This is a genomic window from Mesorhizobium sp. M7D.F.Ca.US.004.01.2.1, assembly GCF_003997785.1.
Taxonomy (GTDB): domain Bacteria; phylum Pseudomonadota; class Alphaproteobacteria; order Rhizobiales; family Rhizobiaceae; genus Mesorhizobium; species Mesorhizobium loti.
Map to the genome: position 1 here is coordinate 1 of NZ_RZRQ01000151.1, position 14,125 is coordinate 14,125.

A 14,125-nucleotide genomic window follows, 5' to 3' on the forward strand; every position below is an offset into this window, starting at 1 on the left:
GTGATGGGCGGCGAACAGGCGGCAACCGTGCTCGCCATGGTCAAGCGCGAAGGCATCGAGCGCAAAGGCGGGGAATGGAGCGCCGAGGAAGAGGCGAAATTCAAGAAGCCGATCCTGATGAAATATGAGCATGAGGGCCATCCCCTCTACTCGTCCGCACGCCTTTGGGACGACGGCATCATCGACCCGGCGAAAACGCGCGACGTGCTGGCGCTCAGCCTGTCCGCCGCGCTCAACGCCGAAATCGAGGAGACGCGCTTCGGCGTGTTTCGGATGTGATGACCGGATCATCCGTAGAGCACTCCCTTGGTAAGGGAGAGGCCGACACCAAGGGCCGGACTGCCAAGCATTGGGGGCGCAAAGGAACGTCTGCGTCGCTCCAAGCAAACTGTGGCTAGGGAGGCTCCATGTTCGCCAAAATCCTGATCGCCAATCGCGGCGAGATCGCCTGTCGGGTGATCCGCACGGCTCGAAAGATGGGCGTGCGTACCGTTGCCGTCTATTCGGATGCCGACGCGAAATCCCTGCATGTCGAGATGGCCGACGAGGCGGTGCATATCGGCGCCTCGCCCGTTGGCGAAAGCTATCTGCGCGGCGACAAGATCATCGCCGCGGCTTTGGCCACGGGCGCGCAAGCCATTCATCCCGGCTACGGCTTCCTGTCGGAAAATCCTGATTTCGTCGACCAGGTGGTGGCGGCGGGGCTCATTTTCATCGGCCCGTCGGCGGCCTCGATCCGTGCCATGGGGTTGAAAGATGCCGCCAAGCGGCTGATGGAAAAGGCCGGCGTGCCGGTGGTGCCGGGCTATCATGGCGAGGCGCAGGAGATCGTGCTGCTTGCGTCCAAGGCACGCGAGATCGGCTATCCCGTGCTGATCAAGGCGCGCGCCGGCGGCGGCGGCAAGGGCATGCGCCGGGTCGAACACCCCGATGAGTTTTCCGAGGCACTGTCCAGCGCACGGCGCGAGGCGAAAGCCGCTTTCGGCGACGACCGCGTGCTGGTCGAAAAATATGTCGACAAGCCGCGCCATATCGAAGTGCAGGTGTTCGGCGACAATTTCGGCAATGCGGTGCATCTCTACGAGCGCGACTGCTCGGCGCAGCGCCGCCACCAGAAGGTGATCGAGGAAGCGCCCGCCCCTGGCATGACCGAGGCTTTGCGCAAAGCGATGACGGAGGCAGCGGTGAAAGCCGCCAAGGCGATCAATTATTCGGGCGCCGGCACCATCGAGTTCATCGTCGATGCCTCGCAGGGCCTGAAGGCCGACCGCTTCTGGTTCATGGAGATGAACACCCGCCTGCAGGTCGAGCACCCGGTCACCGAGATGGTCACAGGCACAGATCTCGTCGAGTGGCAGTTGCGGATCGCATCGGGCGAGAAGCTGCCGAAGATGCAAAGCGAGATCGCGCTCGCCGGCCATGCCTTCGAGGCGCGCATCTATGCCGAGGATGCGGCAAAAGGGTTCCTGCCGGCGACCGGCACGCTGCATCATCTGAAATTTCCGGATGCAACCCCCGAAGGCGCGACTATGCGCATCGAGACCGGCGTGCGGGCGGGTGACGCCATCTCGCCCTATTACGACCCGATGATCGCCAAGCTGGTCGTCCACGCAAAGGACAGGCAGGCGGCACTCGACGCGCTCGGTGCGGCGCTGTCGCGAACCGAGATCGCCGGTTCGACCGTGAACACCGCCTTTCTTGCCGCTCTCGCCGCCGATCCGGACTTTGCCGCAGGCGATGTCGACACCAGCCTGATCGCCAGGCACCAGACGGCGCTGACCGAGATCGCGCCGCCGACCGGCGAAACCATTGCTGCCGCGGCCGTTGCGGCCTCCGGCGCCGGAGCAGCGCCGCCATCCAACGATCCGTGGTCGTCGATTGCCGGCTATGCGCATTTCCACAGCGTGGCGCGACGCACACGGCTGAAGTTCGGCGAAGACGATATCGCGGCGAAGGTCTCGGTACGGCCGGACGGGCGATTCCAGGTCGCGCTGGACAAGCCTTATGACGACACCAATTCGCATGATTTTCGTGCCGCGCCACGCCTCGCCTGCTGGCCAGGCCACATCACGGTGTTCGAGGGTGCTGTTGGCTATACCTTCGCCGTGCCGGACCCACTGGCACGGGCCGATGATGCGGCGGCAGGCGCCGGCAGCCTGCGTGCGCCGATGCCGGGGCTGGTCAAGCTGGTGCGCGCGGCGATGGTGTGCTCCATCTTCATCGCCTCGAGGATCAGCAGCGGTTGGCCCTTGATCACGGCATCGCCTATTGCCGCGCCACATGACGGCGTGATCGCCGAGATCGCCACAGAGGGCGCGCAGGTCACCGACGGGACTGTGCTGGTGCGGTTCGTCGAGGACCAAAACGCCTCGACCGCAGCGGTGAGCTGACGATTCGGAAGATAAACGACAGGGCAAACAAGAAAATGGCCGGGACGAGCCCGGCCATTTCTCTATGCTATTCAGCCACCAGGGCAGCGATTACTGGGCAATCGGCGCGTATTTTCCGTCATGCCACTGGTTGATGTCGTAGCTGGCATTCTTGAGGTCGCCCTTCTCGTCGAAGGTGACATCGCCGACAACAGTGCTGATCGGCGTGCCGTTCTTCAACGCTTCGGCAACCTTGGCCGGATCGTCGCTGCCGGCGCGCTTGATGCCTTCAGCAAAAGCCTGGATGGTGGCGTAAGAGAACAGCGTGAAGCCCTCCGGCACGAAACCGCCGGCCTTGATCTTCTCGACGGCTGCCTTGGCTTCCGGCTTTGCCTGGGGATCCGACGGGAAGACGAACATGGTGCCCTCGCCGGCCGGGCCAGCGACCTGCCAGAATTCGGGCGAGGCGATAGAGTCCGGCATGATCAGCTGGAACTTCAGGTTCTGTTCCGCCGACTGACGCAGGATCAGGCCAGCTTCAGGATGATAGCCGCCGAAATAAACGACGTCGGCCTTCAAGTCCTTGAGCTTGGTGACGAGAGCCGAATAGTCCTTCTCGCCAGCGTTGATACCGTCATAATAGACCTCCTTGAGGCCGCCGGCATTCATGGTTGCCTTGACGGCGTCAGCCACGCCCTGTCCGTAGGCGCTCTTGTCATGCAGGACGACGACATTCTTGCCGGCAAACTTCTTGGCGATCCATGGGCCGATGAAGGCGCCCTGCGCATCGTCACGCGTATAAAGGCGCATGATCGTCGGCCAGCCGGCCTTGGCCGCCGCGTCTGTCAGCACCGGGTTGGAAGAAGCCGGGCTCATCATCAGAGCGCCGGCTTCGGCATAGACGGCCGAGGCCGGAATGCTCGAGCCCGAGCAGGCATGGCCGTCGATGAACTTGACGCCGTCGGCGACGACGCGGTTGGCAACCGACACGGCCTGCTTGGGATCGCACTGATCGTCTTCGATATCGAGCTTGATCATCGACCCGTTGACGCCGCCAGCGGCGTTGATGGCGTCGGCAGCGGCCTGTGCGCCCTGCTTGAACTGATCGCCGATGGTGGCGAGCTGTCCGGTCATCGGGCCGATCACCGCAAAGGTGATATCGTCGGCGAATGCGACCGGCGTGCTCATCATCAGGCCGAATATGGCCGCGTTCAAAATACTCAATTTTTTCATGATGGTAGAACTCCTCCACTCACGCGCGGCCGCCCCGGCCGCGCTTCTTCCAGAGAGGCGGGACAATTTCATCCTTCATTGGGCCTGTCTAGGCGCATTGGCGCCGCTCGATTGGGCCTGCAAGACGTCATCCACGCAAAAAGCCACGCCAGCCTTGTTCCGGCTGGTCGTGGCTTTTTTGCCCGTCGAGCTGTTTCCCAAGCGCCCCCGCGCCTAAAAATCCCACTCACCTTCCCTGCGTCGCGCACGACTGGGCCTGCGGCCCGCCGCGTTCTCTTTCTTAGCATCGTGACCGTCTTACGCGGCCTTCAATTCCGCCGGGTCTGGCCGTCTGTGCGGTCTTGATCCCGGAGCGTCCCTGTCTTCGATAAGCCTGTCCGCGACTGGCAGATATCAGTGCATGGTCATCCATTCGCGGGCTTCGCGAAGCGCCTTGGCGATCTCGATCTTCGACATGGCCGCCGACAGTTCGGAGCGCAATTCCGCGGCGCGGGCCGAGCCCTTGATCGCGGCGATGTTGAACCATTTGTGGGCGGCAACGACATCGGTCTCGCAATCGCGGCCGGTCGCATACATCATGCCCAGTTCGAAAAGAATGTCGGCCTGGGCGGTTGCCCCCATGGCGCCGAAACCTGCTTCAAGCATTTCAAAACGTGCCATTTCAATCCCCTGTTTCCGGCCCCTGTCAGGCTCCCGAGAGCTGCCTTCTTTCGTCCTTGCTGGCTGCTCTTCCGATGCTTTCGAGAATGCCGTGCAGGCTTGAATCCGTCGTTAAATGGCGTGCTTAATTTGAGGAAAACAAAGCTAAAACAAGAGGTAAACGCTGAAATTCGTTAAGGATACAAAGTCAGCAATTCAGCCTGCTTGCGTCAAATTTGACGAAAATTTTCCGGCGCCAAGTCAAGACTCCGCTAACCACGGGAGACAAAGGCGATGCGCCGATCGTTTCATTTGCTTGGCCAGGAGGCGCATTCCGGGGCTTTCAAAATCCGAAAGTCTTCCGTTGCGGCACCGCTTTTGTTTTGCTGGGAGCTGGATTAGCTTACGTTTGCGTAAGCGGCAGACCGGCGAGGCGGAGCATCCGGCCGGACATCCAAAGGGAGGAAGACATGTTTCGAAAAGTGAGCCTGGCCCTTGCGGCCACATTGATCGTGGCGGGCGCGGCATGGGCCGATCCGATCGAGGGCAACTGGAAGACGCAGGCAGGCGACACCGCGGCCATCGCTGGCGGCGGCTCGTTTTCCATCACGCTCAAGTCCGGCAAATATGCCGGCAAGACCATCGGCTCGCTCAAGGCGACAGGCGACAACAAATATGCCGGCAACATCACCGATCCGGCAAACGACAAGACCTATTCGGGCAAGGCGACATTGTCGGGCACCTCTCTCAAGATGAGCGGCTGCGTGCTCGGCGGACTGATCTGCAAGAGCCAGACCTGGCACAAGCTCTGATCGACCGCATCGTTCTGACATGAAGACGGGGCCCGAATGGGTCCCGTTTTCGTTTGGCGAGGCGCTACGCCGGACTCCCGTCGCCTCCCGCCCCCCGCCGTCGAAACCGACGCTGGGGCCGGCAAAATCGCGTCAATCATCTTGAACCGCAGATGAACGCCGGCATCAGAGCCGGTTCAGTTGCATCAGGGCATTCTCCGACGTGTTGAAGGAGACCCGACCCAATGCTTGCTCGCCGCTTCACCATCGTCTGCCTGCTGATGAGCCTGTTTGGAATGTTCTTCGCCATCCTCGTCGCTGAAGCGGGCCGTCCGGCCCGCGCCTGGGACGATGCCAGTTCGAGAACCTGCCGCCTTGCCTGCCCCACCCACCTTCGCAACTGAACACAGAAACCAAGACCTCGAAAAGAAAAGCTGAAACACCATGAACCGCATCGCCGCCAACGCTCTCAAGACCCTTCGGCTTCTGCCGCGGGCGGCGCTTATCCTGACGGTTCTGGCCGCTCCGGTTCTGGCCGTGCCGATGATGCGCACTGACACCGGCTCGACGATCGACGCACCGGCTCTGAACAAGTCCGGCGTCGGTTTCGTGCTCCTGGTCAGCCTGCAGCGCGGTTGAAGAAAAATGACGCTTTGGCGGCCTTCGGTCGCGACACCCCTCCCAAGTGCCGATCCGAGTCTCTATATTGAGCCATGGAAAAGCGAATCTACCCACAAGCTATCGAATCTGTCGTCATGCCGGAGCCTTTTGGCCGGCAAAGCTTTGATAGCGCTGAAAAGGCAGTCGCGGCACTGCAGGCGCTTTACGACCGCAACACCAAATTCCTGCGCGACTCCTTTGCAGAACTGGCGGCAGCGGGCGGCGACAATGGCAAGCGCTACCGGGCCTTTTATCCGGAGATCGGCGTCACCACCAACTCGTTCACCCAGATCGACTCGCGCCAAGCCTATGGCCATATGCCGACACCGGGGCATTTTTCCACCACCATCACCCAGCCGGGCCTGTTCGAAAGCTACCTCGTCGAGCAGTTGCGCCTGATCATGCGCAATCATGGGGTTGCGGTCACGGTGTCGGAATCGACCACGCCGATCCCGCTGCATTTCGCCTTTCTCGAAGGCACCCATGTCGACGGCGCGGCAGCCGAGCGCATCAAGCGGCCGATCCGCGACCTCTTCGACGTGCCGGATCTCGACGGCACCGACGACCAAATCGCCAACGGCACCTTCGAAGTGGCCTTCGGCGAGCCGAGGCCACTGGCGCCCTTCACGGCGCAGCGCATCGACTATTCGCTGCACCGTCTTTCGCACTATACGGCGACCACGCCGCAGCATTTCCAGAACTTCGTGCTGTTCACCAATTACCAGTTCTACATAGACGAGTTCGTCGCCCGGGCCCGCGACCTGATGGCCAATGGCGGCGGCGGATACACCGAGTTCGTCGAGCCCGGCAATGTCACCACCAGGGTCGGGCAAAGCGCGCCCAGCGAAGGGGTAGCACCACCGCGCCTGCCGCAAATGCCGGCCTATCATCTGAAGAAGCCGAACCATGGCGGCATCACCATGGTCAATATCGGCGTCGGGCCCTCCAACGCCAAGACGATCACCGACCACATCGCGGTGCTGAGACCGCATGCCTGGGTGATGCTTGGTCACTGCGCCGGCCTGCGCAACACCCAGGCGCTAGGCGACTATGTGCTGGCGCATGCCTATGTGCGCGAGGATCACGTGCTTGACGACGATCTTCCGGTCTGGGTGCCGATCCCGCCGCTGGCCGAGATCCAGGTGGCGTTGCAGGAAGCTGTCGCCGAAGTCACCGGCCTGTCCGGCTATGACTTGAAACGCATCATGCGCACCGGCACCGTCGCCACAATCGACAACCGCAACTGGGAACTGCGTGACCAGCGCGGCCCGGTGCAGCGGCTGTCGCAGTCGCGGGCGATCGCCCTCGACATGGAATCGGCGACGATTGCCGCCAACGGCTTCCGCTTCCGTGTGCCCTACGGCACGCTCCTGTGCGTTTCGGACAAACCATTGCATGGCGAGTTGAAGCTGCCTGGCATGGCGACCGAATTCTACAAGCGCCAGGTGGCGCAGCACCTGACCATCGGCATCAGGGCTATGGAGAAGCTTGCGGAAATGCCGATGGAGCGGCTGCATTCGCGCAAGCTCAGAAGTTTTTCGGAGACGGCGTTCCAGTAGGTCGGTTCCACGCATCGCATGGGCATTTCGTCATCTTGATTGAGCCGCATTTTTGCCGATAAGCAGGCGGTATGGAGAGAGCGAGCTTCGGGACATTGCTGATGTCGGTTGCATTCTTGGCAATGCTCGTCTGTTCGGTCGCGCTGGTGGCCGGGTTTTTCGGAACGCTGCATCCGGCCTTCGATTCCTTCTCGCATTTCCGCGTCCACCTTGCCGTGCTGATGGCGCTTTGCGCGCTGCCGCTGCTGGCCACGACATTTCGCTTGCAAGCAGCCGTGGCGCTGCTTTTTGCCGTGGCGGCTTTTGCCACGACCTTGAACACTTTGCCCAGTCCATGGCCGGTTCAAGCTGCCTATGAAGCCAAGAACGAAAATCGTGCGACCTACAAGCTGCTGCAGATGAACCTGCGCTACGACAATCCGACGCCAAAGAAGGTGCTGTCGCTGATCGGCCGGACCAATCCCGACGTGATCACCCTCGACGAGGTGTCGGCGATGTGGGCGACCGAGCTTGGCTATATCAGCAGCGCATATCCATACCGGATCCTCTGCCCGTATCCGAACGGCATATTCGGCGTCGCACTGCTCTCGCGGCGGCCCTTTGCCGCCGGCACCGAGGCGCGTTGCGAACGGCGCGGCGCGATGGCGACAGCGACCGTCGACTTCGGCGGCATTGACGTCGACGTCGCCGCCATCCATCTCAGTTGGCCGTGGCCACGCGAGCAGTACTGGCAGATTGGTGAGCTGACGGAATCGCTGTCGGCTCTCGGCGAGACGGCGATCATGGCGGGAGACTGCAACGCCGTGCCATGGAGCGCCGCCGTGCGGCGCGTCGCCTCGCTCGGCGGGCTGACCGTCATGCCGTCCGCCGGCCCGACATGGATCCACATCAAGCTGCCGGATTTCCTGCGGCGCTTCGCCGGCCTGCCGATCGACCAGGTTTTCAGCAAGGGCGGCGTGACCATCCATTCCGCGACACGGCTGGAGGATACCGGCTCGGACCACCTGCCGGTCATGGTGGAATTCTCGCTCAGGCTGAACCAGCAAAAGCCGGCGGACGACCATGAAACCGCGACCGCGTCGCTGATACCGGCTGCTGGAAAAACGCCAGGCTAAAAGATCAAGGTCTGACCAAAGCGGTGACGAGATGCTCGACATGGCCACCGTCGCGATGCTCGCTGGCGTCGAAAGCGATCTGCTTCGCCTCATATGCGGCATAGGTGGCATGGATACGCCGCTGCGCCTCGCGGCGCGTCTTGTAACAGGACCGGTCGTCGGCAATGCTGAGGCCGGTGATCGATCTTTCGGTGGCGCGCATCATTTCCCTGGCGAGGCGGCCATGGGTTTCTTCGTGAGCGCGGACGCCGGCGAAGAACCGCGCCCAGCGCTTCTGGAGCGCCGGCGGAGTGGTCGAGGCGACACGCGGAAACGTATAGAAGAGATTGAGCGTGCCGTTGGCGCTCCGCAGGCGGCAGACGCCATTGTCCTGGCCGGCGTCAAGGTTCCAATCCACGGTGTAGCCGGTCTGTGCGATGGCGTGCGTCATGAAGCCGTGCTTCGGCCCTTTGCGGTCCATCGCCCCCATCAGCGCGAGACCCGTGGTCCCGGTGATATCATAGGTCCGCGTCCTGACCACCACCCTGGTGCCGGCCGAGGCCATCGGAGCGGAACCGAACAGCGCGCCGATCACCAAAAGGCATGCCAGAACCGCCAAGCGCATTGGCCATCTCCCTGTCGTCAGGAGATGGAACCATAAGCGCGCGGCAGTTTCAACAGTCCTAATATTTCACAGGCCCGGAAGACCCAAACCATCGCCGGCATTTGTGCTTGCGGCGGCCAAGCCTGTCCGGTCGGCGCGTGGCTTACATGCCCTGGTAGACCGGGCCTTCGCCGCCTTGCGGAGGCACCCAGTTGATGTTCTGGTTCGGATCCTTGATGTCGCATGTCTTGCAGTGGACGCAGTTCTGCGCGTTGATGACGAAGCGCACGTCCTTGGCTGCGGGATCGGCGGCGGCATTGCCGTCCTTGTCGACCCATTCATAAACGCCGGCCGGACAGTAGCGCGTCGAGGGCCCCGCAAAGACATCGTGCTCGGAACGTTTCTGCAGCTCCATGTCGCCGACAAGCAGATGAACCGGCTCGTTTTCCTCGTGGTTGGTGTTGGACAGGAACACCGAGGACAGCCGGTCGAAGGTCAGGACGCCATCGGGCTTCGGATAGGCGATCTTCTTGTGCTGGGCGGCAGGCTCGAGCGTGGCATAGTCGGCCTTGCCATGCTTCAGCGTGCCGAAGGGCGAGATCCCGAACAACGTGTTCAGCCACATGTCGAGGCCGCCGAGACCGACACCGATGATGGTGCCGAAGCGCGACCATAGCGGCTTGACGTTGCGCACCCTCTTCAGATCCTTGCCGATGTCGGTCGCCCGCCAGGCTGCCTCATAGGAGGAAAGTTCGTCATTGGCACGACCGGCACCGATCGCCTCGGCGACGTGCTCGGCCGCCAGCATGCCGGACAGCACGGCATTGTGCGACCCCTTAATGCGCGGCACGTTGACGAACCCGGCCGCACAGCCCATCAGCGCGCCACCGGGGAAGGACAGTTTCGGCACCGACTGCCAGCCGCCTTCGGTGATGGCGCGCGCGCCGTAGCCCAGCCGCTTGGCGCCTTCGAAGGTACCGCGGATTGCCGGATGGGTCTTGAAGCGCTGGAATTCCTCGAACGGCGACAGCCAGGGATTCTTGTAGTTGAGATGGAGGACGAAACCGACCGCCACCTGATTGTCCTCGAGGTGGTAGAGGAACGAGCCGCCGCCGGTCTTCAGGTCGAGTGGCCAGCCGAAGGAATGCTGGACAAGGCCCGGCCGGTGGTTCTCCGGCTTGACCTGCCAGAGTTCCTTGAGGCCGATGCCGTATTTGCCCGGTTCGCGGCCATCGGAAAGCTTGTATTTGGCGATCAATTGCTTGGCGAGCGAGCCCCGCGCGCCCTCGCCGATCAGCACATACTTGCCCATCAGTGCCATGCCGGGTGCGAAACCCGGGCCGTGCGTGCCGTCCTTCTCGACGCCCATGTCGCCGGTGACGACGCCGGTGACGGCGCCTTCTTCATTGTAAAGCAGGCCGGACGCAGCAAAGCCTGGATAGATCTCGACGCCGAGCGCCTCGGCCTTGGTCGCCAGCCAGCGGCAGACATTGCCGAGCGAGACGATGTAATTGCCGTGATTGTTCATCAGCGGCGGCATCAGGATGTTGGGCAGACGGAACGAGCCTGCAGGGCCAAGAACGAGAAAATGGTCTGCCGTAACCGGCGTCTTGAAAGGATGGCCCTCCTCATCACGCCAGCCCGGCAAGAGCCGGTCGATGCCGATCGGATCGACGACGGCGCCGGAGAGGATATGGGCGCCGACTTCGCCGCCCTTTTCCAGGACGACAACCGAGAGCTCGGGATTGACCTGCTTGAGGCGGATGGCGGCGGCGAGGCCGGCCGGGCCGGCGCCGACGATAACCACGTCGAATTCCATGCTTTCGCGTTCGATGTCGCTCATCAACCCCTCCGCACTGGCTTATCCCATTCGGGTATCTTGCTGGCTCCTGCGCTGCATAGCGCATCAATTGGCGACAGGAAACCGGCGGATACGTGACAATGCGGTTTTGGCCAAAAAGTCGCGCATCGCGAGGCTGGGCGCGTGCTTTTCGTCCGGCATTGCCCTGGGCGCTTGCGTTTTTAATTGTTCGACGGCTTGCTTATCGGCCATACTTCACGCCATGCGCATTCCTGGGCCAGCCGGCTTTTCATCGACGCGCTTTGTTTTCCCGCCCGGCCGGACCCGCCGGGCGCTCCTTTTGGCCCTTCTGATGTTGGCACCGGGTCACGCCGCCGCGGACGAGGTGAAAGTCTGGGCGACGGGCGCCTACTCCTTCTCCGATGAGCTTGGCGGCTTCCACATCACCGGCGCTTCGGGCATCGGCACGAAGGATGATCCGCTGGTGATCACCGAAGAGTTGAATTCGTCAACGCCGGTCACGCTGACCATCCGCACGACAAAGCCGATCCAGGCTTTCGGCTCGGCCGGCGAATTCGCCAACGGTATCATGTATATGCGCATCGACGTGCTCAACAACAGTGGCCAGGCCTGGATCGAGTTCCAGTTCGAGCTGCAGGAGATCCTGAACCAGCCGAGCGTGTTCGGCGACGGGCTTTCGTTCGACCAGCGCAACAAGACACCTGACAACATCTGGTCGAGCAATTTTGCCGATTTCGATCGTGATTTCGAACCTTATGACCGGCTGCTGTTCAGGAACGGCAAGGTCGACCCGCTGAAAACCGCCAGGTTCGAATTCCTGATGACCGACTACACGCCGCGCTGGACTTTCTATCTGGTGCAGGATCCGCGCATACCGACGGGGTAGAGCAAGCGGCCAGCCTTGCAAATTGCCGCCACGCGGACGAATGTGCCGGCATGACTGCCGCTTTCCCAAACAACAGACCCGATATCGCCGACCTGCTGGCCTTTTATGCCAGCGTGGGCGTCGACGAGGCGCTTGAAGATCGGCCGGTGAACCGATTCGCCGAGGTTGCGCCAAAGCCTATGGAGCGCGCGCCGACGGTGGCGTCTTCGGGCGACACCGCCGCACCGCAGCGTTCGACGAACATCTCTCGCGCCGAAGCCGGAGACAGAGCAAATGCGCCACCGGTTGCGCGGCCGCCATCTGCGACGACTGCGGTTCCCGACGAAGCGCAAGCAGCACTTGCCCGCCAGTTGGCAACGACGGCAACGACACTGGACGAGCTTCGCCAGCACATGGCGTCGTTCGACGGCTGCAATCTCAAGACCACCGCCAAGAGCCTGGTGTTCGCCGACGGCAACCCGGAAGCAGCTGTGATGCTGGTCGGCGAAGCGCCTGGCCGCGACGAGGACATCGAGGGCCTGCCCTTCGTCGGCCGCTCGGGCCGGCTGCTCGACCGCATGCTGGCAGCGATCGGGCTCGACCGCACTTCGGTCTATATCGCCAACGTCATTCCCTGGCGGCCGCCGGGCAATCGCACACCGACGCCGCACGAAACCGAGATTTGCCGGCCGTTCATCGAGCGGCAGATCGAGCTGGTCAATCCGAAGGTGCTGATCAACCTTGGCGGCCCGTCAGCCAAGACCTTGCTCAATACCTCCGAAGGCATCCTGCGGCTGCGCGGCAACTGGCGGGTCCATACGACGGCATCCGGCATCGCCATTCCCGCCATGCCAACGCTGCATCCGGCTTATCTCTTACGAACGCCCGCGCACAAGAAGCTGGCGTGGCGGGATTTTCTCGAGGTGAAGGCAAAGCTGCGGGAAATTGGCTGAGGCTTGGCAAGTAGCCAATCTCCGACATGGATGCCGTACCGATAACCTCCGAGGTAATTGAAATACGTCTCCTCTCAGCCTAACCATGCCTCATGACAACACCCCAAACCTCCGCCGGCAGCCTCATTCGCGAATGGCGCACGCGCCGGCGCATGTCGCAGCTCGATCTCGCGATGGAGGCCGAGATCTCGCAGCGGCATCTGAGCTTCGTCGAGAGCGGCCGTGCCGCGCCCTCACGGGATATGGTGCTGCATCTGGCCGAGCAATTGTCGATCCCGCTCAGGCAACGCAACCGGTTGCTGCTCGCCGCCGGCTTTGCCCCCAGCTTCGGCGAGCGCTCGCTCACCGACACGACGCTGGCGCCGGCGATGGCGGCGGTCGAGATCGTGCTCAAGGGGCACGAGCCTTTCCCGGCACTCGCTGTCGACCGCCACTGGAACCTGGTTTCGGCCAACGCCGCCATCGCTCCCTTCCTTGCCGATATCAGCGAGGCTTCGCTGCTGACGCCGCCGGTCAACGTGCTTCGCCTCAGCCTGCATCCCGGCGGCATCGCACCACGCATCGTCAATCTCCAGGAGTGGCGAGCGCATCTGCTTGAGCGCCTGAAACACCAGAACGACGCCTCCGGCGACCCGGTGCTGGTCGAGCTGGAGCGTGAACTGCGGACCTATCCGTCCGGCTTGAAGGGCAGCCGGCCGACGCCTGTCGAGCCGAATGCCATCGTGCACCCGCTCAGGCTGGCGCATGGCGATCAGGTGCTGTCATTCATCAGCACCATCACCGTCTTCGGCACGCCGCTCGACGTGACGCTGTCGGAACTGGCGATCGAATCGTTTTTCCCGGCCGACGAGCAGACGAGGACGGTGCTGGTGCGATTGGCAAAGGAGCGGGCCGAACTGTCGTAATCACCCTTCAGGCAAAGATGCCTTTCGCGTGCGGGTGCGCTCCAGGCCAAGCTGACGCTCGCGCCAGATGATGAAAATCCCGGCGGCAACGACGATCAGGCCGCCGACGAGCATGTTCAGCGTGGCGACGTCGCCGAAGACGAGATAGCCGACGACGACGCCGAGGATCATCGAGGTGTACTCGAACGGCGCCACGACCGAGGCCTCGGCATGGCGATACGCCGCCGTCATCAGGATCTGGCCGAGGCCGCCGCAGAAGCCGGCGGCAACCAGAAGAGCCGCCTGGAGTGGCGTCAGCGCCTGCCAGCCGAACGGCAGCGACAGCAGCGACATGATGCTCGCCGTCACCGAAAACCACAGGACGATGGTCGCGGTGCGCTCGCTTTGCACGAGATTGCGCACCAAGAGCATGGCGACGGCCGAGATCGCCGCCGCGACAAGAGCGGCCATGACGCCAAGCACTTCCTGGTCGTCGAGCGCCTCATCGGAACTCAGCAGCGTCAACTCAGGCCAGGAGATGATCAGCACGCCGACCAGGCCGACCGCGACCGCGCTCCAGCGATAGACGCGGATGGCCTCGCCAAGGAAGATCGAGCTGAACACGACCACCAGCAAAGGCTGCGCATAGTTC

16 protein-coding genes are annotated in these 14,125 nt (G+C 62.7%); 10 read left to right on the forward strand and 6 right to left on the reverse strand.

Features of this window, described 5'->3' with window-relative positions:
* The coding region (locus tag EN993_RS20080; RefSeq protein ID WP_281040569.1) for a carboxyl transferase domain-containing protein at positions 1-279 on the forward strand (279 nt) is incomplete at its 5' end.
* 128 nt (positions 280-407) lie between these two features.
* Complete coding sequence (locus EN993_RS20085; protein ID WP_127264631.1) at positions 408-2,390, forward strand: acetyl/propionyl/methylcrotonyl-CoA carboxylase subunit alpha; 1,983 nt, start codon at positions 408-410, stop codon at positions 2,388-2,390.
* 90 nt (positions 2,391-2,480) lie between these two features.
* Here EN993_RS20085 and EN993_RS20090 read toward each other — a convergent pair whose 3' ends face one another.
* Positions 2,481-3,602, reverse strand: coding sequence for an ABC transporter substrate-binding protein (locus EN993_RS20090; RefSeq protein ID WP_127264632.1), 1,122 nt, complete (start codon positions 3,600-3,602; stop codon positions 2,481-2,483).
* A gap of 393 nt (positions 3,603-3,995) precedes the next feature.
* Positions 3,996-4,262 (reverse strand): sel1 repeat family protein, encoded by a 267-nt coding sequence (locus EN993_RS20095; protein WP_027026420.1) that lies wholly within the window; start codon positions 4,260-4,262, stop codon positions 3,996-3,998.
* 449 nt (positions 4,263-4,711) lie between these two features.
* Here EN993_RS20095 and EN993_RS20100 point away from each other — a divergent pair, with 449 nt between their 5' ends.
* The 5 genes from EN993_RS20100 to EN993_RS20115 all read left to right on the forward strand — a co-directional run bounded on the left by EN993_RS20100 (position 4,712) and on the right by EN993_RS20115 (position 8,366).
* On the forward strand, positions 4,712-5,053 hold the full coding sequence (locus EN993_RS20100) for a DUF2147 domain-containing protein (protein ID WP_127264633.1): 342 nt from the start codon (positions 4,712-4,714) through the stop codon (positions 5,051-5,053).
* 224 nt (positions 5,054-5,277) lie between these two features.
* Positions 5,278-5,436, forward strand: a complete 159-nt coding sequence (locus EN993_RS37070; protein ID WP_164757728.1) for a hypothetical protein — start codon at positions 5,278-5,280, stop codon at positions 5,434-5,436.
* 40 nt (positions 5,437-5,476) lie between these two features.
* Positions 5,477-5,671 carry a hypothetical protein gene (locus tag EN993_RS20105; protein ID WP_127264634.1) on the forward strand — a complete coding sequence of 65 codons (195 nt, stop codon included), beginning with the start codon at positions 5,477-5,479 and terminating at the stop codon, positions 5,669-5,671.
* A 116-nt stretch (positions 5,672-5,787) separates the two neighbouring features.
* The gene (locus tag EN993_RS20110) at positions 5,788-7,251 is read left to right on the forward strand and encodes an AMP nucleosidase (protein ID WP_244497920.1); all 1,464 of its coding nucleotides are present in this window, start codon (positions 5,788-5,790) and stop codon (positions 7,249-7,251) included.
* 101 nt (positions 7,252-7,352) lie between these two features.
* Positions 7,353-8,366 carry an endonuclease/exonuclease/phosphatase family protein gene (locus EN993_RS20115; RefSeq protein ID WP_245468920.1) on the forward strand — a complete coding sequence of 338 codons (1,014 nt, stop codon included), beginning with the start codon at positions 7,353-7,355 and terminating at the stop codon, positions 8,364-8,366.
* A gap of 4 nt (positions 8,367-8,370) precedes the next feature.
* Here the strand turns inward: EN993_RS20115 and EN993_RS20120 are convergent, their stop codons facing one another.
* The 3 genes from EN993_RS20120 to EN993_RS37075 form a co-directional block, all read right to left on the reverse strand.
* Positions 8,371-8,970, reverse strand: a complete 600-nt coding sequence (locus EN993_RS20120; protein WP_109662616.1) for a DUF922 domain-containing protein — start codon at positions 8,968-8,970, stop codon at positions 8,371-8,373.
* Between the two features lie 142 nt (positions 8,971-9,112).
* Positions 9,113-10,792 carry an electron transfer flavoprotein-ubiquinone oxidoreductase gene (locus tag EN993_RS20125; protein ID WP_126068505.1) on the reverse strand — a complete coding sequence of 560 codons (1,680 nt, stop codon included), beginning with the start codon at positions 10,790-10,792 and terminating at the stop codon, positions 9,113-9,115.
* A gap of 63 nt (positions 10,793-10,855) precedes the next feature.
* The gene (locus EN993_RS37075; protein WP_164757729.1) at positions 10,856-11,002 is read right to left on the reverse strand and encodes a hypothetical protein; all 147 of its coding nucleotides are present in this window, start codon (positions 11,000-11,002) and stop codon (positions 10,856-10,858) included.
* Between the two features lie 10 nt (positions 11,003-11,012).
* On the opposite strand from EN993_RS37075, the gene EN993_RS20130 reads away from it, so the two are divergent.
* From EN993_RS20130 to EN993_RS20140, 3 genes are all read left to right on the forward strand, one after another.
* Entirely contained in the window at positions 11,013-11,657 is a 645-nt protein-coding gene (locus tag EN993_RS20130; protein WP_109662611.1) for a hypothetical protein, read from the forward strand.
* Between the two features lie 50 nt (positions 11,658-11,707).
* Positions 11,708-12,589, forward strand: a complete 882-nt coding sequence (locus EN993_RS20135; RefSeq protein ID WP_127264635.1) for a uracil-DNA glycosylase — start codon at positions 11,708-11,710, stop codon at positions 12,587-12,589.
* Positions 12,590-12,681: 92 nt separating this feature from the next.
* Positions 12,682-13,494 carry a helix-turn-helix transcriptional regulator gene (locus EN993_RS20140; protein WP_127264636.1) on the forward strand — a complete coding sequence of 271 codons (813 nt, stop codon included), beginning with the start codon at positions 12,682-12,684 and terminating at the stop codon, positions 13,492-13,494.
* Here the strand turns inward: EN993_RS20140 and EN993_RS20145 are convergent.
* The coding region (locus EN993_RS20145) for a DMT family transporter (RefSeq protein WP_164757730.1) at positions 13,495-14,125 on the reverse strand (631 nt) is incomplete at its 5' end. It lies immediately after the preceding gene.

Excerpts from the sequence above, each read along its gene's own strand:
- EN993_RS20115 (WP_245468920.1), top strand. The coding sequence starts at position 7,353 with ATGTCGGTTGCATTCTTGGCAATGCTCGTCTGTTCGGTCGCGCTGGTG.
- EN993_RS20095 (WP_027026420.1), bottom strand. The coding sequence starts at position 4,262 with ATGGCACGTTTTGAAATGCTTGAAGCAGGTTTCGGCGCCATGGGGGCA.
- EN993_RS20135 (WP_127264635.1), top strand. The coding sequence starts at position 11,708 with ATGACTGCCGCTTTCCCAAACAACAGACCCGATATCGCCGACCTGCTG.
- EN993_RS20140 (WP_127264636.1), top strand. The coding sequence starts at position 12,682 with ATGACAACACCCCAAACCTCCGCCGGCAGCCTCATTCGCGAATGGCGC.
- EN993_RS20100 (WP_127264633.1), top strand. The coding sequence starts at position 4,712 with ATGTTTCGAAAAGTGAGCCTGGCCCTTGCGGCCACATTGATCGTGGCG.
- EN993_RS20110 (WP_244497920.1), top strand. The coding sequence starts at position 5,788 with ATGCCGGAGCCTTTTGGCCGGCAAAGCTTTGATAGCGCTGAAAAGGCA.
- EN993_RS20105 (WP_127264634.1), top strand. The coding sequence starts at position 5,477 with ATGAACCGCATCGCCGCCAACGCTCTCAAGACCCTTCGGCTTCTGCCG.
- EN993_RS37075 (WP_164757729.1), bottom strand. The coding sequence starts at position 11,002 with ATGGCCGATAAGCAAGCCGTCGAACAATTAAAAACGCAAGCGCCCAGG.
- EN993_RS20130 (WP_109662611.1), top strand. The coding sequence starts at position 11,013 with ATGCGCATTCCTGGGCCAGCCGGCTTTTCATCGACGCGCTTTGTTTTC.
- EN993_RS37070 (WP_164757728.1), top strand. The coding sequence starts at position 5,278 with ATGCTTGCTCGCCGCTTCACCATCGTCTGCCTGCTGATGAGCCTGTTT.
- EN993_RS20120 (WP_109662616.1), bottom strand. The coding sequence starts at position 8,970 with ATGCGCTTGGCGGTTCTGGCATGCCTTTTGGTGATCGGCGCGCTGTTC.
- EN993_RS20090 (WP_127264632.1), bottom strand. The coding sequence starts at position 3,602 with ATGAAAAAATTGAGTATTTTGAACGCGGCCATATTCGGCCTGATGATG.
- EN993_RS20085 (WP_127264631.1), top strand. The coding sequence starts at position 408 with ATGTTCGCCAAAATCCTGATCGCCAATCGCGGCGAGATCGCCTGTCGG.
- EN993_RS20125 (WP_126068505.1), bottom strand. The coding sequence starts at position 10,792 with ATGAGCGACATCGAACGCGAAAGCATGGAATTCGACGTGGTTATCGTC.